Origin of the sequence: Xanthomonas euvesicatoria pv. euvesicatoria (genome assembly GCF_020880415.1) — a bacterium.
Classification (GTDB): Bacteria; Pseudomonadota; Gammaproteobacteria; order Xanthomonadales; family Xanthomonadaceae; genus Xanthomonas; species Xanthomonas euvesicatoria.
Map to the genome: position 1 here is coordinate 1 of NZ_JAJIUJ010000039.1, position 19299 is coordinate 19299.

Here is a 19299-nt window from a genome sequence, read left to right on the forward strand (position 1 = left end):
CGACTCGCTCCCTTCCCGCAGGGCGGGAAGGGCGGGGGGATGGGTGGGTGCGGCCGCCGCCGGCGGCCCTGCCCTGCTCTGCTCTGCTGCACGCAGATGCGAAAAAGCCGCCCGTGGGCGGCTTCCTTACTTAATGCGCGGACCGCGTGGCCGATCGGAGGGCGGCGCACTGGCAGGGAAATCCTTTGCACGCTGGCCTGGCGGGTCGAGCGTGATCTGGATGTTCGGATTCAAGCGGCACGTGGCCTTCTGAATCGAATTCCAGTGCCGGAACGGCACGGTGCCGACGTTGAGCGGTTTTTCACTGAGCGCGATCTTTGCCGGGTAGGTCACGACCTTCATGTGCTCCCAGCCCGGTTCGTTGATAACAGCCGCGATCAAATCCGGACGTTGCATCAGAAGGAGGTGCGGTTTCGACCGATCGAGGGCACTTGTGTCTGCTCCCTCGCGCTCGAGCTGCTGCTTGAGAATGCCTCCCAGCTCATCCGTCATGCTCCGCGAGAGACGTTGGAACGTGATGAAGTCGTGCTGTGGCAGATCCTCCGGCTTCATCATGAGCGGGTTCTGTTTCTGGTCCAGCTTGACGAGCAAATCTATGACGGTGAATTGCAGGCGATTCTTGTCGGCGTAGGCACGAGCCGCCATGAATCCTTCCTGCTTACTTTGGTATCCATATAATGCGGAAAAAGCCCCAGGCACGGGGCTTTTCATAGGCAAACCGCAATCCTTAAGTGAGATTACGCGCGGCGCTGCACCCTCGTAAAAGTACACCGCCGATAGCTCAATAATATGCTGTGAGTCGGGCTTCTCATTCGTGCTCACCAGTATCACCTTGTTTAGTCCAGCCCTGAATCAGCACTTTTTCGACGTGCTGCCGATCGCCAACGCCGCTCACTACATCTGCCATCAGCCGAAGAGTTTTCTTCGGCGTTAGCTTGAGCCGACGTACCGCTTCGATCCAACGCATCACGGGCCGGCCAGGCTTACCGTCGTGCAATAGCACGCGATATACAGACGACGGTGAACGTCCAATCAACGTTGCGAACTTGTCGCGATCCTGCGGCGTGTCCTGCAGTCCGAGGTAGTCGTAAAACTCCTTGACGTCGGGCGGCAGCTGTACGGTAGCTGATTCGGGGTATTGCCGATACAAATGAAGGAGCATGGCCACTACCGGATCGGCGATCTGCTTTGCCGAGTTCTCAGTACTGGTCAGCTCCTCCCACTTCGCTTTTTGCAAGCCGAAGGCATCCGCTGCCGCAACTTTCGTCAGACCATTCTCGATCCTCCAGCGCTCCAGGTCAGTTCCGCAGATTGGCTGAAGCTGTTCGTTTCGCGTGTCGATATTCATTACGCTCAATTATAGCAAGGATGCCCCTTTCTGAGCACTGTTTTCTTGGCACTTCCAAACGGGCCTTATTTCGAATAATATCCATGATACGAAATTTTTTCAGCTAGGGCTAAGCCCCATGCTCGGCTCAGGACAGTTAGGCGTTTATCGGCCTGTGAGCGTCGGCACTTGAGGTTGGCCCTGCCCCTTCACCCACTAGGGAATGCCCTATGAGCGCAGAGTCCGAAGCATTGATGCAGCAGTTCCGTAAGGTGGTCTATGAGCGCTTGGTCAATCCAGGCAAGCGTTCGCAACTGTCGCCCGAAGGCGCCATCGAGCAGCGTTCGGTTGCGTTTCGAGACTGGCGTATCGCTACCCAAAACGCGAATGAGTCTGTTGAGCTCGCACCTGACTTCGTGCGGCATTGGGCCGTTGCTGACCTGACGTCCTGGCGTGAAATGCCAGGTGATAGGCACGACCTTGCAGCGGAAGACATCTTCCAAAATCTTTCCGCAAACGTTTCGTATGCGGAAATTCTTCAGACGATCGATGCAGGGATGGTAGATAGTGTCAAGTCACTCGTTGCGGAGAATGAGCGCCGATCGGCTGAGAAGGAAGCACGCAAGGCGCGCGAGTTCGAAGACAGCCGTGCAGCGCTCCTTGCAGAGCAGCAGGCAGCCCTGCGCATCGTCGAGTCGTTCAAGGACAGTGGGCAAATTCCCGATGAAGAGTGGATGCAGGTTGGCCGCGCTGTGGATCACGTCTATCTCGGCGGTGATCGCGCCGACCTTGGCGCGGCGCTCGAGCTCGCGAGTGCAATGGCCCGCGTCGATACGTCACGGCCCTGCCCTTTTCCGGAAGGTCCGGTCCAGCGCGCATTCGAAGGTGAGCGGGCTTATCAAGCGTCGAAGGGAACGCCGAACTACGAGCAGGTCATTGACGACTTGGCGCTTCGCGCCGGCAATGAAGGCGACCCTGCGCCGCGCTACGTACTCGAGCGTCGCCAGGCTGTCGAGCACTATGCGTTGCGCCTAGAACTGCGCATCAAGACACTTCGTGCAGCCGGGGCCGATGCGTTTACTTTGCGCGAAACGCAGGAACGGCTCGCGGTCGCGCACGCTCGGGCCAAGGAGCTCGCCGATGACGCTCCTGCAGCAACGGAGACGGAGACAAAGCGGGCCGAGCAGGAAGCGTCTGTACAAGCAGAAAGCGAAAAGGCGCCCCCAGTGCCGGCGGCCGAGCCGCAGGTACCGCTGAGTGAGGCGGCAAAATCGACTGCGGTGGAAGAAGCCGACGGCTTCGCCGGCGGCGTCGCTGCTGATGCCGGCGACAAGCCATTCGATCCCGAGCTGGTCATCAGCAAGCTGCTGGAAAGCGTAACGTACAAGGCGCAAAAAGACGGCAGCGTTCTCTACATGGTGAGCGAGCGGCCGGCGTTCATCGATCACGGTCAGCAGATCGTGATGGCTGACAAGGCGAATGAGGATGAGGAGGCAATCCTCGCGGCCGTGCTGCTCGCCAAGGAGAAGTACGGCAGTGCATTCGAGCTGACCGGCAGCGAGGCGTTCCAACGCCGCGCGATCGAGATCATGTTGAAGCACAAGGTCGATGTGACGCTCAAGAACCCGCAGCAGGACGCTCTTCGCCGAGAGCTTGCGAATGCCAAGCCTGACGCGTCAGAGAAGCAGGAAGCGGCGAAGACCGAGGCACCGCAGCTGCGTATTGGCAAGCCCGCTGCCGAAGAAGCGAGCACCGACGCAACGCATGTGTCGAGTGCGTCCGGCGACGCGCCAGAGGAAGCCCCGCAAGGTCGGCTCGCGGCCGACCTCGTTCCCGTCCGGGCACTGGACTGGTGGACGGTCCAGCGAGAAGCGATCCATGTGTGGGCCAAAACAGATGTCGAGCTGCGCGCGGACCTCAATGACCTCGGCCCGCAGCCGTCATCGGATCTCGTGTACTGGTTCGACAAGGCAGGGAAGCCCTGCGAGGCGCCCGCGGATGCCGGCGCCTATCTGACGAGCATCAATCCTGAAGTGCCTGGGTTCGCGGACGGTTTTCAATCCGAATTGCGTGCGCGCGTCGCAATGAGCAGTGCTGTTTCTCGCGCGGAAGTGATTTCTGACATCAATCTGAAGGAGCTAACTATGACTAATTACGAAAGCGGCAATCAGGGCCAAGAGCCGAAACTGATCTTGCGCGGCGTGCGCAAGCTGGACAATGGCGATTTCGACACGACCGCGCTGCTGTTCAAAGGCAAGGGCGACTATCTGCAAGGTTTCATCAAGGTCGGCGATGAAAAGCGCCAGGTGATCGCTCACATTAACGAGCGCAAAGCCGATCAGGAGACTGGCGAGATCAAGCCGAACTTCCTGAAATTGTCCGAACCGCACGGCAGCGGTGACGATACCAGTTGGAAGGAGATCGGCTTCGGCAATGCTGTGAACCGCCGTTCGGATGGGAAACCCATATACTTCGACGAAGTGCTGTTCAGCGTGGGAAGCGAGGTCGTGAAGGCTCGTATCACGAAGAACGTCGACGACGAGCTGCATCGGAAGCTTGGCTTTCAGGAGCCTCGCCAGGCACGTTCGAAGGACGACGCGAAGAGAGACGCTGCACCGGGAGACGCGAGCCCAAAACCGACGGCGCCGGCGGCCAAGCCAAAGGAGGACGCGGCCGGCGCTCCAAAAGCACGCCGTAGTTCGCGCGCTAAGGCATGATGCCGTGACGCCTGTTCATCCAACGATGGAATCGCCATGAAAATCTTTGTACGAGCGTTATTTTTGCTGTTGCTGTGCTCTGCTGCCAGCGTACAGGCAGCGACCTGCCGAAGCGGTAGCGCTGCCGCCGCGGGCAGTCAGAGCGGTTACGAGCGGGATAAACAGGCTGCGCAGCAGACAGCCCAAAGCGAACGGTCCTCCTCGGACATTCTCGGAAAATGCGTGGGCGGCATCACTTCGGTGCTGACCGCCCCGCAATTCCCTTCCCTCTCTGACATCTTCGACCAGATCAAGAACAAGGTTTGCCAGATCGCCAGCGATCAGGTCAACGGTGTCGTGAACGACGTCAATGGCCAAATCAGCGGCGTTATGAACGGCATCAACGGGCAGATCAACAATTCCGTGAGCGGTACTGGCGCTGGCCAGGTCATCGGCAACGTGCCGCAACTAGGCGGCACGTCATTGCAGCAGACCAGTGCGGGGTCGTCGCAGTCGCCGACCTTTTGGAGCAACATCTGGAAATGATGGTCCGAGTCAGATCTTGCCAAAAGGCCACTTCGGTGGCCTTTTCTTAGGGCCGCGCCGGAGCGCGAGCCGATATGCTCGGACAAAAAAACCGGCCACACGGGCCGGCGAGAAGGCTCTAGCGTATCGGAGGGCCGTGCTAGCCTGAGAGGGGCATCAAGGCCGCGGCGCGCGGTGCAATTGTGACTTCCACGCAATGGCGCGCTTTCTGGAAACGGGTCAGCGTGTCAACACGGGCGATCAGCTCGAGCGTGCAAATCGCGGCCTGCAAGACAATATACGCGTCGCGGGCTGTCCCATTCGAGACCAGGCGCTCGTGAACCTGGTCGAGATTTGAGATGACATCCATTGGCGTGAACGGAGTTGACATGCCCCCGCTCCTATTCGTGATCTTGGAAGCGATTGCGGTACCACCACGGACGCGCGTAGATGCGCGATCCTCGCAACAGGTGAAGGAATTTTTGCCATAGCACCTTGAACGAGAGACCAAACCTCGCAAGCACTGCGAAAAAGACGATCACGCCCACGGCGGTGCATAGGGTCCACCAGCGCATGTGAAACAACCAGACGAAGATAGGCAGGTACGCGCTGCAGGGAATACCCAGGAAAGTGGGTGTCTGCGATGCGTGTCGCCAGATGGAAATGCTCATGCTGCCTCCTGAGAACGGATGCGGAATGACTTGTGGCCTGCCATCTCAATGAACTCGCTTTTGTCGATGCGGCTTTCTTGGTAGAGCGACCATGCCTTGTCGTCGAGAGTCGTCTTTTCAGATTCCAGACGCGCACGGATCATCGGCGCCCATTGATCGTAGGGCTGCGATTGCAGCTCGTTCTTGAATTCGCGGTCGAAGACCACGAATTCGCGAACGGCGACCCGCTTACCATCAGTGGTCTTGAGCAAGCGCTGCACGACGATAACGCGGAGGCAACCGAGCAGCCGCGACGCGACGGCCGACTGCTGTTGCGGTGGATAGACCTGGATAGCGCGGTTGATTGTCTCGGCGCACGATTCGGTGTGCATCGTGCCGTAGGTCAAGTGGCCGGTGAGGCCGGCCTCGATCGCTGCGTCGATCGTTTCGAGGTCGCGCATTTCGCCGATGCCAATGATGCTCGGCTTGCGGCGCATGGCGTTGCGCAGCCCGGTTGCGAAACTCTCAATGTCGCGGCCGATCTGAGCCTGGTGCGGCTGCGGCCCCTTCCAGTGAGGCCCGCCGAGCACGAACTCGATCGGGTCTTCGTAGGTTATGACCTTGCGGTCCGGCATGTGGATGCCGGCATAACCGTAGACGGCAGATTGAAGCGTGGTCTTGCCCGAGCCGGTCGGACCGCAGACGAGAACGAGGCCCATGCCCGGATAGAACGCCTCGAACAGCTCCTGCTCGATGCCCATTTTGGTGATGTCGGGCAGATCGAACGGAATCAGACGCATCGTGACCGCGTAGGCCATGTCGTACCGCGCTACACGTCCCTGGATGAAGTTGCAGCGGAAACGAAGAAACTTGCCCCGGTCGATGCCGAGCTCTTCGCCAGCGAGCTCGAGCGAGCGGTCGGCGCCGTGGCCGGCGCGAACGTTGTTCTCGACTTCGGCCTGCCATACGGTACCGATCAGGTTCGACAGGTGGCCCTGCTTGATGGTGTGCGTGCTCGCCTGACGCTGACGACCGTGGATCTCGATCCACGCGTAGTCGCCGCCCTGCACGAGGATGTCCGATGCGCCGAAGTCCGCGCAGTATTTTAAGAACTGCTTGAACGTGTGCGCGGTTACGTCGCCCCGAAAATCGTAGGGTTCGAACTGAACAAGGTCGCTCATTTCACGTCGTCACCCTGCGGTCGTCCTTCGATCTGCGTCGCGGGCGGCTCGGTAGCCGGTGCCGCACCAGCTTGCGGAACGGGAGCGACCTTCGGTGCGGGCTGCTCGCCGCGGTTGACCGTCGGCCGCCAATTGTTCGGGTTCGTTTCGAACGTGGCCCTGCTCGTCACCCGGCGCAGCATGTCGCCGAGCATGAGCTGCCGACCGTCGCCGGTCACTGTTTGCCGGGATTCTGCAACGCGCGTGGTTGAGATCATGCCTTCCTGCACGAGCGTCGAATATCGCAGCATGCCGGCGTAGTCGCGCGTGAGTCGGTTGAAATTGGCGGCAAGAATCGCGTCGGCCTGCTGCTGGCCGGCGTTCCATCCCTTCTTGACAGCATCGCGCCAGACGGTCTCTTCCTTACCGTCCTTCGGTCGAGTTTCGAAAGTCGGCAGGTCGACACCGCCCTTGATCGGGAGGCCAACAAACAGATAGTCGCGCCACGTCGGCGGGACGCTCACGAACCGCTCTTCCTTCTCGATCTTGTAGACGCGATTCGCGGTGCGTATCTGGTCAGGGGAGAACGACGACAGATCGCGCGCCTCGACGATAACCGGCGGGATGGTGCCGTTACGGTTAATGAGGGGGGAGAACTGGAAAATAGTGTCGAGACGCTCCGCGCACGCGTTAAGCGCATCGCGCAGCACGCGGGCTCGTGCGGCCATGCCGCCCCGGAAGCCGACGGTCTTGCCAGCCTCGGTGAGCATCTGCACGCGCAGATCAGAAAGCCCGGTGCTCGCCTGCGAAGGCGGATTGAGCAGCGAGTCCAGCGTGACCGGCTGATCTTCGGGCGCCGGGGTGACCGCTTGAGCTTCGGGCGAAGGTGCAGCAGGGGCTTGAGCGGCCGGGGCCGATGCGGACGATGCCGCTGCCGGCGACTGTGCCTGCGGAGCCGATGCGGCGGCTGGCGCAGGGCTCTCGGCGGCATGTGCCATGCCGGCCACGAGGAGCGGGATCGCCGCGACGACAAAGCGCTTCATGATTGTCTCCCCTATCAGGACTGCGGCCGGTTGTATTGCAGGACCAGCTTGTCCGGGTACTGCGTGACATCGGCGCGATAGCCGATCTGAGCGCGAACCATCTGCATGACCGCGTCGTAGGACGCGTCCTTGACGTCGATGTTGACCGGCAGGGGCATGCGGACGCCCATGAAGGAAAAGGCAAGGCCGCGATCGTGCGCAAGCTTGTTCAGGAGCTGCAGAGCGTCACCCTGCCACGACAGCGTAACGCGGTGCTGGTCGTCCACGATCGACACCGGCATCTTCGTGGTGGCTTGGTTCAATGCGCCGGCCTGGTACAGGTCCGCCTGCGCGGACTGGATCTTCTGTGAGGCGTCGAAAATCTGGCGGTCGATTTCGATCTGAGCGTTGTCGGTCTTCGGTTGGGTCGCGCAGCCAGTAAGCGCGAGGCCGATCAGCAAACCGGCAACGGTGTAACGCGGCATAGGCATAGGTGGCCCTCCTTTGAAAGTTTCGTATTAATGTCACTATACAAAAAGTAAGAGGGCAGCGAAAGGGGCTATTTCCGCCGTTGTTGCCGGGCCTTCGCATCCCGGCTCGCCCGCGCAATATCGGCCGCTCTGGCGCGCCGCAGCGCCTCTTGGGCGGCATCTTTGAGCCGCACGTCGATTTTGTATTCGAGCATGACGTCGATCGCCCGGCGTTTGAATTCCTCGCTGCCGGTGAGCTCGAACGTGCCGCCATATTTCTCGCCAGCCAGTCGCAGGGCGGCAGCGATCGCCGCCGTGTCCGCCTCCCCCTTCGTTAGCACGTCGATGCGCCGGCCGAGGTCGATGAACGCGTCGCTCCCATCGTCAAGCCGGTACACGACCGTTCCATCGCGCCGCACGCGGTAATAAACGCCTTCAGCGATGTCGCGGGCGGCCGGATCGGCATCGTCCGGGTGGACGATGCCGTCGGCCCCGTCGTTCGCAAGTGCCCGCTCGAGCTCCTTGGCGAGCCGCTTCTCGCTGTAGGCGAAGCCGCGGAGCTGGCTGATGGCCGCAGGGTCGCCGGCGGCCGCCTGGCGCTCGACCCACTCACGGTACGGCTGTCGACGGTTCGATTGGTCGTCCCGCAGTGCCTGGCGCTCTTTGCGAATCTCCCGCTGCAACCTGTCTCGCGCGCGCAGCGTCTCGAACGCGATCACGCTGTAGAGGGCCTGGCGGGCCGCTGGATCGCTGACGGTTTGCCGCACCTCGAGGCGTCGCTGACGCGCGTCGGCCCGGAGCGCGGCAAAGCGGGCTCGCACGTCAGCGGGGTCGAGGCGTCGATAGACAAAGCCCTTTTTGTACTCCTCGTACCGGGCGCGCAGCTCTCGTCGAGCGTCTGCGCGCGCCTGTCGGCGCTCCTCACGGATTTTTGGATCGCGCTTCAGCGGGCGGTGCTTGTCGTAGGTAAGTACCGCCCCGGTCGTTGACGTGGAAGCCTCGAATGGGCCGAGCCGTTTCTCCAGCCGCGACTTGCCCAGCGCTTCGTGCATGTCGCTGGCCTTGATCGGCGTCGTGTCGCCCGAGTTCAAGTCGTAGATGGCGAACCCCTGCCCTTTTTCCCGAAGCTGGAGCCCGTATTTCGCGAGCAGGTTGTGGAGCTGCCGCCAAGTCAGCTTGTCGTTCTTGAGCGCGGCCAGGAGCGCCTTGCGCGGCTCACCGCGCGCGTAGCTGAACAGGCTTTCCTGGTCGGCGTGCCGCTCCATGTCGGCCGCCGGCGTCGGCCGCTTGCCTTTGGTGCTTGGGTCTTTGCTCGCCCAATCGATTACGGTCTGACCGTTGCGCTCGAACACGGCATGTGGGCCTTTGTCGTGTTGCCATCCGTACCGGAGTTCGAGCTCGCGCATTGCACGATCGAGCTTGAAATAGTCTCGCTCGGGATAGACCCCCGCGAAAGTGTCAGGGTTGACGCGGTTCACGGCGATGTGCAGATGCGCGTTGTTTGTGTCTCGATGTACGGCGAACACGTACTGGTGATCGGCCATGCCAACGGCCGCTAACGCGTGTCTACCACACTCGAAAGCCTGCGCATCCGTCGGCGACTCGGACGACGGCCACGATAAGACGATGTGATACACCGGGTCTTTGACCCTCGGATTCTGCGCAGCGACGGCCTTCATCTCGGCCGCCGCAGTCGCCAGCGACAAGCAGTTGTGCTCGCAGGCAACGCCGTTGGGCGTCACGACTCGCTCGGGTTCTCCAAGGAGTCGGGCGAGGTCGGCGAGAGCATCTGGTGCATCTCGTCCATGCCTTCGTTGAGCGGCTTGAGCATTAAACGCAAGGTAGGCTCGACGGGCTCGGGCTCGCTCTTGAAAGTCTCGATCAGCTTGCGGAGCCTGTCGGAGATAGCTCGCTGCTGCTCGTAGATGGTTTCGAGCACGGGCAAGGCTTCGTTGATGTTGATCGCCACCTATGCCTCCTCGTCCGTAAGCTGAGTCTTCAGCTCGCTCGTCAGCTCGACCATGTTCTGCCCCATAGGCAGCAACAGCCCTTCGAGCACTTTCAAGACGGACTCGGATGGCATCTGCATCAATAGAATCAGTTCGTCCAGCAGCGCGCAGATGGTCTTCTGCTCCTGCGAGATGTTCTCGAGCACGCTCAAGAATTTGGTGGTGTCTTCGTCGGTCGCTTGGATCGAGCTCGTCACTTAGTTTCTCCTGGTCGTCGTCGCGGTTGGTGATGTACTCCACCAGGTCGCCGAAGTCGGACCTGCCGTCTTCGCGCCGCTCGGGGATTTTCGCCAGCATCGGTCATTCACCGATCCGAGCGATGGCTGCGCGGATCTCAACGAGGACGGCAGCAAACTCTTTGGACAGTACGCCGCCGCCCTCGGTGAACAGATGTTTCTGCAGGCCGCCGAGGCGACGTAGTTCATTGACGATGTGCGCCTCCATCTTGCTGCGTGTGCGCCGTCCGAGGCCGCACGCGCGCAGGTATTCGGGCACGGTGACGCCCGAGTCATTGGCCTTCTCGCGAAGCGCGGCCAACTGCTCGGGCGTCGCCCTCACCATCACATGCTTCGTTTTCTGTCGTTCCTCACTGCCACTCACGCTGAACTCTCATGCTGTTGGGGTCTCGGGGCTTCGCCCTGAGCAGGGACGGTAGGCTGCGCAGAGGGAGTGAAACGACTGGTGCGCTGCCGGTTGCTAGGCCGCCATTTATGGCGGTATAGCAAACCCTACCCTGTCCTCTAACTAACCTAATCGAGTTACGAAGTCTACCGGCAAGAATTTGACCCTTCAAGCCAAAAGGCTAGAATCTGATCTTGCGGACCTATATTTTGAAATGTAGATACGATATGAAATACACTGTTGGTCAGATCAAGCTAATGCTTGATGAGTTGGACAAAGAGTTCCCCGAGATCAACGAGAACGAAAGGGCAGCAGATAGAGCCCAGACTATCAAGCTGATGGCAGTGGTTGTGAATGAATGGCTTGCTCGTGGCTATAGCTATGCGCAGATCGCTGAGAAACTCCGTATGAAGGGCTTTATACGGATTTCGGAGAAAGCGCTAAGGCAGGCTGCTACGCAGCCGAAGCGACGGCGAAAAGCGGTGATGCCGAAGCCACCCGAGAAGGGAGAAGCGAGGGCAAAAAACAGCATCAATCAGGGCAGCGAACCGGCGGCGAAGGCAGCAAAACCTGAAGCGCCGAGGGCGCAGGTGAAAGCGGAGGCGTTGGAGCCTCCTCAGCGAAGCGGTGGCTTTACGCCACTCGCGGATTCTGACGACATCTGAGAGGTAAGACAGAATGAAACCGATTTATATGGTGGGCGGCAGCAAGGGAGGCGTCGGAAAGTCGGCTGTGTCGATCGGCGTTATCGACACCTTGCAGGAGCGTTCCGAGAAGATCCTGCTGATCGAGTCCGATACTTCGAATCCCGACGTCTGGAAGATGTACAAAGACGAGGTGAAAGCGGAGCTGATTAACCTCGATGAGGCGAACGGCTGGATCGATCTGGTGAACGTTTGTCATGAGAATTCGGATGCGGTCGTGGTTGTAAACACGGCGGCTAGGAACAACAAGGGCGTAGCGGCCTATGGTGAGACGCTTAACAGCACGCTCGGCGAGCTGGGTCGCAAGCTGGTGACGCTATGGGTCATCAATCGCCAGCGAGACAGTTTGGAGCTGCTCAAGGAGTACATGGAATCGCTGCCTGGGTCGGCAATTCATGTCGTGCGCAATACCTACTTCGGGGATGAGCAAAAGTTCGAGTTGTACAACACGTCGAAGACACGCAAGGCAGTCGAGGATAACGGCGGAAAGTCGGTGAACCTGCCGGATCTCGCGGACCTCGTTAGCGACGACTTGTATAGCAGGCGTCTGTCGATTTCGGCGGCGATGAAAGAGCTGCCGATCGGCAATCGTGCGGAGTTGACCAGGTGGCGCAACGAAGTCCGTAAGGCGTTCGGGGAAGTGCTCGATGCTTGACGTTGAAGCAAGCTTCGAGAAGCTGCTCGGGCGGCAACCTACAGAGAGGGAGGTCCAGAGCCTCTATCGCGTCAAGAACGCGCTCAATATCCGCGATAACGATGCGCTTTGGCTCGTGCTCATGGCACTGGAGTCTTACGACGCGTTGTACCGGAAGTATCCGGCGATGATCTCCGATCATGTCAGCAAGGTTCTGGACGAGCAGCGGGTCACAATGGCCGCGATCGCAGACGCGGAGACGAAGAAGGCTCTCGGGACACTCGCCGACGCCGTGAGCAAGACTAGCGAGCGGGTCGCCGTGCGGCTTGTCGATGCGTCGCGATGGCTGTCGTGGGGATGGGCGTGGTTCGCTTTCGCGGCGTTCGGGACGCTGTGCGTTTTCGTCGGCTTCGTGCTGGGCAGCGGCCGCCTGCCGTATTGGACGGCGCCGACTGCGGGAGACGGCCCATTGACGATGATCCTCGGCGCGCTGGCGCGCACGCCGGCCGGCTGGCTGGCTGCTGTCGGCGGCGCCGCGGCCGCCGTTTGCGCGACGTGGCGCGCCCGGGACGATTTGAAAGCCGGCAGGCGGTTGGGGCTTCTTGCCGGCTGCGTCGCCCTGCTCGCCGCATCAGCGGCCTTCCTGTGGCCTCTGGTGGCGGCTGTGAAGGCGTTTTAAGGCAGGTCAGGGCTTGAGCGGTCGAACGGCGTAATCCTTGACCACGACGCCGCGAGCCGTGCCTGCGTTCACGAGGGTGTCGGATACCCATACGGTCTTGTGTTCCAGCCTGCGGATGTGTCCGCGCCGGATGTGAGCTCGCGGGCTCGCGTGCTGCCCTCCCCTACCGTGCCCGTCGACGGCCTTCGTGGGCCGGACGGCCAGCACCCGGTAGTCGAAGAATGGCACCTTGCCGTTCTGTTGGCGCTTCTTGGTTCGAGCAGTTGACGACGCATCCGGTCTGGATCAACGCCAGGATGTCGTCGCGCGCGTTGGCCAGCGTCTCCGAATGAGCGGCCCTCAGCGAACCGAGCTGGGTCACGAGGAATTCGTATTGCTCGGGCAGGATGACAAAGGCCGAGACCTGAAACTGGCGCATCTTGCGGGCAGAGAGCCCCGCCTCTCGAAGCGGCTCGTTCAGCATGCGTGTGCGCTCGTCCGCTTGCTCAGGCACATAGGCGCTCAGTTCGTTGGAATGCGGCACGAAGGCACCACCTGGTGCGAGTTGCCACTGGCCGGCCTCTGTCCAGTAGATCGGAATGACGCATACGCCGCCGTCCGGCTCGTCGAGCAAATGCTCGGTGCCGGGCAAGAGTTGAGCAACGTCCTCGTCAAGCTCAACACACAAGGCAATGCGTTTCGGACAGCGCAGATTGCCCTTGTCGCCGCCTTCGCCATCAGGCAATACCCACGGCGCTTCAAGCGCAGCGACAGGATGCGGGAGGCGCATGCTGTCGATGTGGACTTGCCGGAGCTCGCTGACGTCGATGAGTTCGGCGCAGTTCGGCAGGAGATACTTCACGCTGATGCGAAGCAAGTGCGCGACGGCCTCGTATCCTGCGCGCATGCCCGGCATGTCCCGGCGGATAGTGGGAATGAGCCGCTCGAATTGCTCGAGCGCGTGCGTGCTGTAGTTGAGGCGCTGGACTTCTTCGGACATGACAGTACCGGTCAATCGATGAGGAATCGTGTGCGGTCTTTGCCGCGAATCCAAAGAGGGACGTTGCCGCGTCCGCACCATTCTTTCCCTGTGGCCGGAGCACGGTATTTTGCCGGTAGCGCGCTCACCTGGTAGGAACCGCGTCTGCCGTTGCGGCCCACGAGATCCTGGTGCTTGATCGCGTAGGCGTCCATCAGCTCGTGGATGGTTTCTATGGCGCGGACGCGCTCGCGCGCCCGCGCCTGTTCGATCCGCACGTCAAGTTCGGCAAGCTCGGTTAAAAGCCGCTGATAGGTCGTGAGATGCGAGTTCGGCATGGTTTCAGTTCGCTAGGGCCGCGACGGCAGGAACGGAAATATCCCGCAGGGCAGTGTTTTCCATCGTTTTCACTCCGTTGTTTTCGGTCGTGCTTTGGGTATCCGCTTCGTCGCCGACAGATCCTTGATGATCGCGCGGAGGTCCGCCACTTGGGTCTTGGCGGCATCGAGTTCGCCCGACGTGCGCGCGAGCTGTTCGCCGGCGGCTCTCGCCTCTTTGCGTGCCTGCACGGCTTCAGCTTCGCGCTGCTGCACCCTTTCCAGCGCACGATGAATTTCGTCGGCGGTCCGCTTGCGGACATCGCTCAATTGCTCTGCCAGCTTGTCGCGCTCGGCTTCTGCTCGGGTCACTGCCCGCTGCGACTCGGCGAGATCCTTCGCCTGTTCCTTCTCGTGGACACGCAGGACCTCGATTTCCCGCTGCATGGCCTCCCGCTCTGCGACATGCTTCATCTCGGCCGTCGCAGCTTTGCCGCGCTCGTCCGCGAGCTCGCGCCGCGCAGCGTTCAGCTCTGCACGAAGGCCGTCAACATCCGCACGGGCGCGTTCGAGGTCTTTCTCAAGGCGGTCGACGAGCGCCGCTTTCTCGCGAGTTTCGGTGGCCGCGACGTGCGCCTCTTGCTGGGCCGTACGCAGCTGGTCGGCCAGCGTTGATCGTTCCTCCTCGAGCTGCGCCGCCCTGCCCTGCAGGCGGGTGAAATCCTCCACCGTGCGGTCGTGCTCGGCGGCAAGAGCCTCGTATGCCTCCGACTGTTCGGCCGACAGACGCGCGAGATCGTTTTTTTCCGCCTCAAACGCGGCCCGCGCCGATTCTAAGGCATCGTTGGCCAGCCGCTGCGCCACCTCCCAAATGTGGTTGCCGAACCCCGTCATCGCGTCGTGCAGCTCGACTGGAAGCGGTTCACGCACGCTTTGAACGAGCATGCGCTGCTTCTGGCGCCACTCCTTCAGTGCCTCGACCACGTAGTTCATGCCTGCGCGGGCACGCTGCCGCACCGCCTCGACGTTGGGAAACTCGCCGTTTTCGGCATAGAGCTCGTCAGCGGCGGCGAAAATGCGCTCTTTCAGTTCCTGGTTCATACGTTACCTCGGGGGTCGGCTGCGTCTCGATAGTAATAGTAATAGTAACGCCATTATTATTACTACTCAAGAGCAGAAAAGGACGTGATCAGGCGGCGTGGCGAAGCGCCCGCAGCAGGTCGGCGGCCGCCGGGGGCATGACGGCGTTGCCGAGCAGGTGCATGGCGCTGCGCCGGTTTGCGGGGAGTGCGAACGTTGGGCGGAAGCCGCACGCGCGCTTCGCCTCCTTCGGGTGAAGCATTCGCATACGGTCGCCGTCGATGATTGCCCAGCGATCTACGGTCGTGATCGTGCCGATTGGGCGATCAATGGAGCGGCCTGTTAAGCCGGAGCCGTTGCCGTAGTACGGTGCCACGAAGCGGTAGCCGAACGCGCGGCGCCCCGCCGCGATCCTGGCCAACGTGTTCGGGCTGCGTCCTGGTCTGTCGATCTTGCTCCAGCCGGGCGCATCCCAATCGATGACGTCCCGAATAGGCATGTGGTCGTGCTTTGGAAGGTCCAGAGTGATCGGCGCGGCCGACCTGGTGCAAACGAGGAACAGTCGCTTGCGGTGCTGCGGGACACCATGATCCGCCGCGTCGATGGTGTACGGCGCGATCGCGTAGCCGAGAAGGCGCATCGCATCACGCCATGCGGGATAGAGCGCCCAGCGCTCGAAAGCGGGCACGTTTTCGACGACGATGAAAGGCGAGCGATGGTATTCCGCACACGCGACGACAGCCCACGCTGTCGACCTGAGCACGTCGTGATGCGGCTTTTCCTTGCCTCGAGCGGGGCTATGCCCTTGGCAGGCCGGTGCGGCAAGCATCAAGTCGTGCGCCGGCACCGTGCGCCAGTCAGCCTGTTGCAGATCCTGGCAAGCGTGTTCGGTCTCGGGATGGTTCCGCGCATGGTATTCGCACGCAAGCGGCCAATGGTTGCCAGCCCAAACGACGTGGAAACCGGCCATGACGGCGCCCTCGGTGAAACCGCCAGCCCCCGAAAACAGGTCAATCGCTTTCATGGGGCGTCGCCCTCTTCCACGATTGTCAGCGACAACCCCTCGATCAGCAAGGCGTTATCGCGCGTGAGGGTGCGCTTGCCGAGGTATTGATGGCGGATGCTCTCCCAGCCGGGGATGTCGGTGCGCTCGGTCGTCCAAACGCCGCGGAAGTCCGGGTGAATGCGCTCGTACTCGGCGCGTGAGATCGTAACCATGAAATGCTCCTAGACGGTTTGGAAGGTAGGGCCGGGGATGCGGCGAGGGTGGAGATTCTCACTGCATGGGGACTATTATAGCCTAATTACGTACATACGTACATACGTATTTGAGTAAAAAGATGAGAGAAGGTGTTCGGCATGGCAGACGGTCAAGGGGCCGCCCCGGAAGCCGCACGCGGAGCGCAGAGCTGGCCGCAGGCCAGGTCGAGCACCGAACGGGTGAGGACGGCAGCGCAGCGGCCCTTGAGGGGCTGACGTGCCGGTGTAGACGCTCCAGTCGAGGGTGTAGGGGTGGGTTCATCTCCCCTGCACCCTTGACGACAGAGGGCGACTCGCTCCCTTCCCGCAGGGCGGGAAGGGCGGGGGGATGGGTGGGTGCGGCCGCCGCCGGCGGCCCTGCCCTGCTCTGCTCTGCTGCACGCAGATGCGAAAAAGCCGCCCGTGGGCGGCTTCATCGATACTTCGTGTACATACGTAACTACGTACACTGCGCCTTATCGGCCTTCCAGCGGATCGGCGGCTCGTTCTCAGACGGATTGTAGGGACGGACTGTGACGCGGCATACGCGGTTGTTCACCTTGACGTCCACCTCGTAATTGCTGCCGTGGGCGATCGGCTCGCCAACCGTGACCGCTTGGTCGACCGCCGCCCATTTTGCTGCGCTTTTGATGTCCCACACGTCCGCCCGATTCAGCTCGGCACCCGAAACAACCCCGATCATTGAGACGGTCAACAGCAAGCCCAAAGCGATATTCTTCTTCATCCCGTTCGCCCTATCTTGCATTACGTATGTACATGAGTGCGTACATACGTAATTAGTTATTTTGTGCCCAATAAAACTCAAGCGCCTCATCGATGATGTCGGATTCCGTGACCCGACGGCCTTCCGCCTGCGTGCGATGAAACGCGTCCTCCTTCAGCTTTGCCTCGAAGGTTTTGCGGATGCGTATGGTTTTATTGGTCCGCTCGGCCACGACCGGAACCGTAGGCGCGGCAGCAGCCGGCGCCGATGCTTCAACCGCGCCTTCGCTACCGCCGCTGCGGAATTCGTCCAGAGACGGCTTTTTCTTCATGCTTTCACCTCTTCGTAGAACGCGGTCATTTCGGCCACGGCTTGGCTGTCCTTGCCAATTTCCTCAACCGTGCTGCCCTCGCTCGTAGCACGCCGGAACGCCACGCGTTCGCACACACGCGCATTCAGTACGTCGAGCTTGCTCTCTTGCAGGAACTCGAGCATCTCCTTCCCATCCTTGGTGCGAGGGTCGATGCGCGTCAGCAGGATCTTCACGCGCAGCTCAGGGTTGTAATCCTTGGCCAAGTCGACGACCTCCAGCAGATCCGTCATCGCAGCCGCGTCGAAGCCCGATGCGCCTACCGGAACGATTGCCAGGTCGGCCAGCAGCAGCGCGTTACGCAGGCCCGGCGCGTCGCGACCACCTGCATCCACGACCGTGTGTACGAACCCCTTCGACAGTTGCTTGCCCTCGTCGAAGATCGCCTTGCCACGCAAGCAGGTCGTTGTCGGCGACGGCTTGCCCTTCACTGCGTCGCTATCGCGGCGCCAGGCAGCCCACGTAGCTGCCGTCTCCTGGGGGTCGCCGTCGATCAGAAGGGTAGGCTCGGAGTAGGCAAGATGCGTCGCCAGATGAACTCCTGTCGTCGTTTTGCCCACGCCACCCTTGGTATTAACAACCGCGTATTTCGTCATGGATTTCTCCTTTCTGTACATACTTGCGTATGTAATTACGTAATTATGCCTTAGTGGCAGTCCGAAAGCAAGCTGAAGCCATTGATATGCACCTGGTCCGGCGGCCGCCCAACTTCCGCGGCAATCTCGTGCTTGGCCCGCGCGAGCAGAAGCAACTCGATGGTGTTCTCGTCGGTGCTGTCTCTAACTGCGAGTTTGACGGTATGCGCCTTTTCGTCGAACGATTTGGGGGTGCGATAGAAGACCCAGTATTGGCGTTCCATGATTCCCACTTTGCGCACTACGTAATACCGCATTTACATACGTAAGTACGGTATTACAGCACAGCAGCTCTCTGAAGTGCTGAACCTCCATCCAGTGGCCCGCTGTCGGAGTCGAACGCTCGAAGACGGTCAGAACCATCTCCAGCGCTTCGGCCAACTGGTGCGCAAAGTCAGCAGCTGCGGCCGTCCCGTCGGTGTAGCCGGCGAGCAGAACGGGCAATAGGCTGGCCCACGACATTTTCAGGTCCAACGGTCAGCATCGTTTCCTCCCCGCGCTTGCAGCTCCGCAATACGCTTCTTGAGCCGGCGGATGTCGGCGTTGTTGTTGCGGAGCACCGATTGGGGGAAACCAACACGCCCAGCGAAGTCTTGGGTCTTCAACTCGGCGATGTGCTCTTCGGAGAACCCTAACGCTCTCAAGGCGTTATCGTCGTTCTTGCGCAGGGCAGTGTTCGCGGCCCGCATCATCTTCTGAGATGCCTTCAGCCGCTCGATCTCGGCCTCCAGCTTCTCGATTGCGCCTGGGTCGGACGATCGAATTAGTTGGTTCATGACATGCTCCTAGACGGAATGGTGGACGGCGAAGCTCGGTAGCCGCCGAGCATTCGCCAGTGCCGCACTTCGATGGCACGGCGCAATTACATATTGCTTACATACTTACATACATACGTAACAATTCAATGCGAACCTAGCCCGTGGTTTTACCTCCGCAGGAGCACTCGCAGCACATGATCTTGCCGGTGGCAGTTCGGACGGGCAGCACCTGGTCACGGGCATCGACCGGAGACCCGACCAGCATTGATAGCCGTCGTAGCGACGACCGACAGCCCCCCGGAACCGCTTCGCGAACTCAGCGTTCGGCATACCCGCAATGGCCGTTTCTCCGTGCAGGCAGAGGGTACTGCTATATTGCCAAACTTACGTACTTACGTACATACGTACATACGTATTTGAGTAAAGAGATGAGAGAAGGTGTTCGGCATGGCAGGCGGTCAAGGGGCCGCCCCGGAAGCCGCACGCGGAGCGCAGAGCTGGCCGCAGGCCAGGTCGAGCACCGAACGGGTGAGGACGGCAGCGCAGCGGCCCTTGAGGGGCTGACGTGCCGGTGTAGACGCTCCAGTCGAGGGTGTAGGGGTGGGTTCATCTCCCCTGCACCCTTGACGACAGAGGGCGACTCGCTCCCTTCCCGCAGGGCGGGAAGGGCGGGGGGATGGGTGGCGGTTACATACGCATGTACTTACGTATGTAAGAAAGA

25 protein-coding genes are annotated in these 19299 nt (G+C 61.0%); 5 read left to right on the plus strand and 20 right to left on the minus strand.

Annotated elements, in window-relative coordinates; translation table 11 throughout:
- Nucleotides 1-126: 126 nt before the first annotated feature.
- The gene (locus LN450_RS06930) at nucleotides 127-645 is read right to left on the minus strand and encodes a hypothetical protein (protein WP_074038428.1); all 519 of its coding nucleotides are present in this window, start codon (nucleotides 643-645) and stop codon (nucleotides 127-129) included.
- Nucleotides 646-808: 163 nt separating this feature from the next.
- Nucleotides 809-1348, minus strand: coding sequence for a hypothetical protein (locus LN450_RS06935; protein ID WP_074038415.1), 540 nt, complete (start codon nucleotides 1346-1348; stop codon nucleotides 809-811).
- A 209-nt stretch (nucleotides 1349-1557) separates the two neighbouring features.
- Between LN450_RS06935 and LN450_RS06940 the strand changes: the two genes are divergently transcribed.
- Nucleotides 1558-4044 carry an LPD7 domain-containing protein gene (locus tag LN450_RS06940; protein ID WP_074038414.1) on the plus strand — a complete coding sequence of 829 codons (2487 nt, stop codon included), beginning with the start codon at nucleotides 1558-1560 and terminating at the stop codon, nucleotides 4042-4044.
- A 36-nt stretch (nucleotides 4045-4080) separates the two neighbouring features.
- Nucleotides 4081-4569 (plus strand): hypothetical protein, encoded by a 489-nt coding sequence (locus LN450_RS06945; RefSeq protein WP_074038413.1) that lies wholly within the window; start codon nucleotides 4081-4083, stop codon nucleotides 4567-4569.
- 139 nt (nucleotides 4570-4708) lie between these two features.
- Here LN450_RS06945 and LN450_RS06950 read toward each other — a convergent pair whose 3' ends face one another.
- From LN450_RS06950 to mobA, 7 genes are all read right to left on the minus strand, one after another.
- Nucleotides 4709-4939, minus strand: coding sequence for a hypothetical protein (locus LN450_RS06950; protein WP_074038412.1), 231 nt, complete (start codon nucleotides 4937-4939; stop codon nucleotides 4709-4711).
- Nucleotides 4940-4949: 10 nt separating this feature from the next.
- Entirely contained in the window at nucleotides 4950-5219 is a 270-nt protein-coding gene (icmT, locus tag LN450_RS06955; RefSeq protein ID WP_074038411.1) for an IcmT/TraK family protein, read from the minus strand.
- Nucleotides 5216-6379, minus strand: a complete 1164-nt coding sequence (gene traJ, locus LN450_RS06960; RefSeq protein WP_074038410.1) for a plasmid transfer ATPase TraJ — start codon at nucleotides 6377-6379, stop codon at nucleotides 5216-5218. The genes icmT and traJ overlap by 4 nt, the downstream gene beginning before the upstream one ends.
- Nucleotides 6376-7401, minus strand: a complete 1026-nt coding sequence (locus LN450_RS06965; RefSeq protein ID WP_074038409.1) for a type IV secretory system conjugative DNA transfer family protein — start codon at nucleotides 7399-7401, stop codon at nucleotides 6376-6378. The genes traJ and LN450_RS06965 overlap by 4 nt, the downstream gene beginning before the upstream one ends.
- A gap of 14 nt (nucleotides 7402-7415) precedes the next feature.
- Nucleotides 7416-7871: a DotD/TraH family lipoprotein gene (locus LN450_RS06970; RefSeq protein WP_074038408.1), complete on the minus strand. Its 456-nt coding sequence runs from the start codon at nucleotides 7869-7871 to the stop codon at nucleotides 7416-7418.
- A gap of 68 nt (nucleotides 7872-7939) precedes the next feature.
- Nucleotides 7940-10156, minus strand: coding sequence for a TraI/MobA(P) family conjugative relaxase (gene traI / locus LN450_RS06975; protein WP_267475565.1), 2217 nt, complete (start codon nucleotides 10154-10156; stop codon nucleotides 7940-7942).
- 3 nt (nucleotides 10157-10159) lie between these two features.
- On the minus strand, nucleotides 10160-10459 hold the full coding sequence (gene mobA, locus LN450_RS06990) for a plasmid mobilization protein MobA (protein WP_074038407.1): 300 nt from the start codon (nucleotides 10457-10459) through the stop codon (nucleotides 10160-10162).
- 248 nt (nucleotides 10460-10707) lie between these two features.
- Here mobA and LN450_RS06995 point away from each other — a divergent pair, with 248 nt between their 5' ends.
- From LN450_RS06995 to LN450_RS07005, 3 genes are read left to right on the plus strand one after another with little or no spacing between them, the layout of a single operon-like run.
- On the plus strand, nucleotides 10708-11145 hold the full coding sequence (locus LN450_RS06995) for a hypothetical protein (protein ID WP_074038406.1): 438 nt from the start codon (nucleotides 10708-10710) through the stop codon (nucleotides 11143-11145).
- A gap of 13 nt (nucleotides 11146-11158) precedes the next feature.
- Complete coding sequence (locus tag LN450_RS07000) at nucleotides 11159-11839, plus strand: nucleotide-binding protein (RefSeq protein ID WP_074038405.1); 681 nt, start codon at nucleotides 11159-11161, stop codon at nucleotides 11837-11839.
- Complete coding sequence (locus tag LN450_RS07005; RefSeq protein ID WP_074038404.1) at nucleotides 11832-12497, plus strand: hypothetical protein; 666 nt, start codon at nucleotides 11832-11834, stop codon at nucleotides 12495-12497. The genes LN450_RS07000 and LN450_RS07005 overlap by 8 nt, the downstream gene beginning before the upstream one ends.
- Before the next feature lie 6 nt (nucleotides 12498-12503).
- Here LN450_RS07005 and LN450_RS23400 read toward each other — a convergent pair whose 3' ends face one another.
- The 11 genes from LN450_RS23400 to LN450_RS07055 form a co-directional block, all read right to left on the minus strand.
- Nucleotides 12504-12725 (minus strand): AcrVA2 family anti-CRISPR protein, encoded by a 222-nt coding sequence (locus tag LN450_RS23400; RefSeq protein WP_484607056.1) that lies wholly within the window; start codon nucleotides 12723-12725, stop codon nucleotides 12504-12506.
- Nucleotides 12661-13476: a hypothetical protein gene (locus LN450_RS07010; protein ID WP_228892727.1), complete on the minus strand. Its 816-nt coding sequence runs from the start codon at nucleotides 13474-13476 to the stop codon at nucleotides 12661-12663. The genes LN450_RS23400 and LN450_RS07010 overlap by 65 nt, the downstream gene beginning before the upstream one ends.
- 11 nt (nucleotides 13477-13487) lie before the next feature.
- Nucleotides 13488-13793: an H-NS histone family protein gene (locus LN450_RS07015; protein ID WP_074038403.1), complete on the minus strand. Its 306-nt coding sequence runs from the start codon at nucleotides 13791-13793 to the stop codon at nucleotides 13488-13490.
- Between the two features lie 69 nt (nucleotides 13794-13862).
- Nucleotides 13863-14873 carry a DNA-binding protein gene (locus LN450_RS07020; protein WP_074038402.1) on the minus strand — a complete coding sequence of 337 codons (1011 nt, stop codon included), beginning with the start codon at nucleotides 14871-14873 and terminating at the stop codon, nucleotides 13863-13865.
- Between the two features lie 88 nt (nucleotides 14874-14961).
- A complete protein-coding gene (locus tag LN450_RS07025) occupies nucleotides 14962-15876 on the minus strand; it encodes a DNA cytosine methyltransferase (RefSeq protein ID WP_074038401.1) in 915 nt (304 codons plus the stop codon).
- Nucleotides 15873-16070 (minus strand): hypothetical protein, encoded by a 198-nt coding sequence (locus LN450_RS07030; protein ID WP_074038400.1) that lies wholly within the window; start codon nucleotides 16068-16070, stop codon nucleotides 15873-15875. The genes LN450_RS07025 and LN450_RS07030 overlap by 4 nt, the downstream gene beginning before the upstream one ends.
- Before the next feature lie 481 nt (nucleotides 16071-16551).
- A complete protein-coding gene (locus LN450_RS07035; RefSeq protein ID WP_074038399.1) occupies nucleotides 16552-16836 on the minus strand; it encodes a hypothetical protein in 285 nt (94 codons plus the stop codon).
- 52 nt (nucleotides 16837-16888) lie between these two features.
- On the minus strand, nucleotides 16889-17146 hold the full coding sequence (locus LN450_RS07040; protein WP_074038398.1) for a hypothetical protein: 258 nt from the start codon (nucleotides 17144-17146) through the stop codon (nucleotides 16889-16891).
- Nucleotides 17143-17781 (minus strand): ParA family protein, encoded by a 639-nt coding sequence (locus LN450_RS07045; protein WP_074038397.1) that lies wholly within the window; start codon nucleotides 17779-17781, stop codon nucleotides 17143-17145. The genes LN450_RS07040 and LN450_RS07045 overlap by 4 nt, the downstream gene beginning before the upstream one ends.
- A gap of 50 nt (nucleotides 17782-17831) precedes the next feature.
- Nucleotides 17832-18044 carry a hypothetical protein gene (locus LN450_RS07050; RefSeq protein ID WP_074038396.1) on the minus strand — a complete coding sequence of 71 codons (213 nt, stop codon included), beginning with the start codon at nucleotides 18042-18044 and terminating at the stop codon, nucleotides 17832-17834.
- Nucleotides 18045-18284: 240 nt separating this feature from the next.
- Entirely contained in the window at nucleotides 18285-18596 is a 312-nt protein-coding gene (locus LN450_RS07055) for a hypothetical protein (protein WP_074038395.1), read from the minus strand.
- Nucleotides 18597-19299 lie beyond the last annotated feature (703 nt).

Excerpts from the sequence above, each read along its gene's own strand:
- LN450_RS06930 (WP_074038428.1), bottom strand. The coding sequence starts at position 645 with ATGGCGGCTCGTGCCTACGCCGACAAGAATCGCCTGCAATTCACCGTC.
- LN450_RS06935 (WP_074038415.1), bottom strand. The coding sequence starts at position 1,348 with ATGAATATCGACACGCGAAACGAACAGCTTCAGCCAATCTGCGGAACT.
- LN450_RS06940 (WP_074038414.1), top strand. The coding sequence starts at position 1,558 with ATGAGCGCAGAGTCCGAAGCATTGATGCAGCAGTTCCGTAAGGTGGTC.
- LN450_RS06945 (WP_074038413.1), top strand. The coding sequence starts at position 4,081 with ATGAAAATCTTTGTACGAGCGTTATTTTTGCTGTTGCTGTGCTCTGCT.
- LN450_RS06950 (WP_074038412.1), bottom strand. The coding sequence starts at position 4,939 with ATGTCAACTCCGTTCACGCCAATGGATGTCATCTCAAATCTCGACCAG.
- icmT (WP_074038411.1), bottom strand. The coding sequence starts at position 5,219 with ATGAGCATTTCCATCTGGCGACACGCATCGCAGACACCCACTTTCCTG.
- traJ (WP_074038410.1), bottom strand. The coding sequence starts at position 6,379 with ATGAGCGACCTTGTTCAGTTCGAACCCTACGATTTTCGGGGCGACGTA.
- LN450_RS06965 (WP_074038409.1), bottom strand. The coding sequence starts at position 7,401 with ATGAAGCGCTTTGTCGTCGCGGCGATCCCGCTCCTCGTGGCCGGCATG.
- LN450_RS06970 (WP_074038408.1), bottom strand. The coding sequence starts at position 7,871 with ATGCCTATGCCGCGTTACACCGTTGCCGGTTTGCTGATCGGCCTCGCG.
- traI (WP_267475565.1), bottom strand. The coding sequence starts at position 10,156 with ATGCTGGCGAAAATCCCCGAGCGGCGCGAAGACGGCAGGTCCGACTTC.
- LN450_RS06995 (WP_074038406.1), top strand. The coding sequence starts at position 10,708 with ATGAAATACACTGTTGGTCAGATCAAGCTAATGCTTGATGAGTTGGAC.
- LN450_RS07000 (WP_074038405.1), top strand. The coding sequence starts at position 11,159 with ATGAAACCGATTTATATGGTGGGCGGCAGCAAGGGAGGCGTCGGAAAG.
- LN450_RS07005 (WP_074038404.1), top strand. The coding sequence starts at position 11,832 with ATGCTTGACGTTGAAGCAAGCTTCGAGAAGCTGCTCGGGCGGCAACCT.
- LN450_RS07010 (WP_228892727.1), bottom strand. The coding sequence starts at position 13,476 with ATGTCCGAAGAAGTCCAGCGCCTCAACTACAGCACGCACGCGCTCGAG.
- LN450_RS07015 (WP_074038403.1), bottom strand. The coding sequence starts at position 13,793 with ATGCCGAACTCGCATCTCACGACCTATCAGCGGCTTTTAACCGAGCTT.
- LN450_RS07020 (WP_074038402.1), bottom strand. The coding sequence starts at position 14,873 with ATGAACCAGGAACTGAAAGAGCGCATTTTCGCCGCCGCTGACGAGCTC.
- LN450_RS07025 (WP_074038401.1), bottom strand. The coding sequence starts at position 15,876 with ATGAAAGCGATTGACCTGTTTTCGGGGGCTGGCGGTTTCACCGAGGGC.
- LN450_RS07030 (WP_074038400.1), bottom strand. The coding sequence starts at position 16,070 with ATGGTTACGATCTCACGCGCCGAGTACGAGCGCATTCACCCGGACTTC.
- LN450_RS07035 (WP_074038399.1), bottom strand. The coding sequence starts at position 16,836 with ATGAAGAAGAATATCGCTTTGGGCTTGCTGTTGACCGTCTCAATGATC.
- LN450_RS07040 (WP_074038398.1), bottom strand. The coding sequence starts at position 17,146 with ATGAAGAAAAAGCCGTCTCTGGACGAATTCCGCAGCGGCGGTAGCGAA.
- LN450_RS07045 (WP_074038397.1), bottom strand. The coding sequence starts at position 17,781 with ATGACGAAATACGCGGTTGTTAATACCAAGGGTGGCGTGGGCAAAACG.
- LN450_RS07050 (WP_074038396.1), bottom strand. The coding sequence starts at position 18,044 with ATGGAACGCCAATACTGGGTCTTCTATCGCACCCCCAAATCGTTCGAC.
- LN450_RS07055 (WP_074038395.1), bottom strand. The coding sequence starts at position 18,596 with ATGAACCAACTAATTCGATCGTCCGACCCAGGCGCAATCGAGAAGCTG.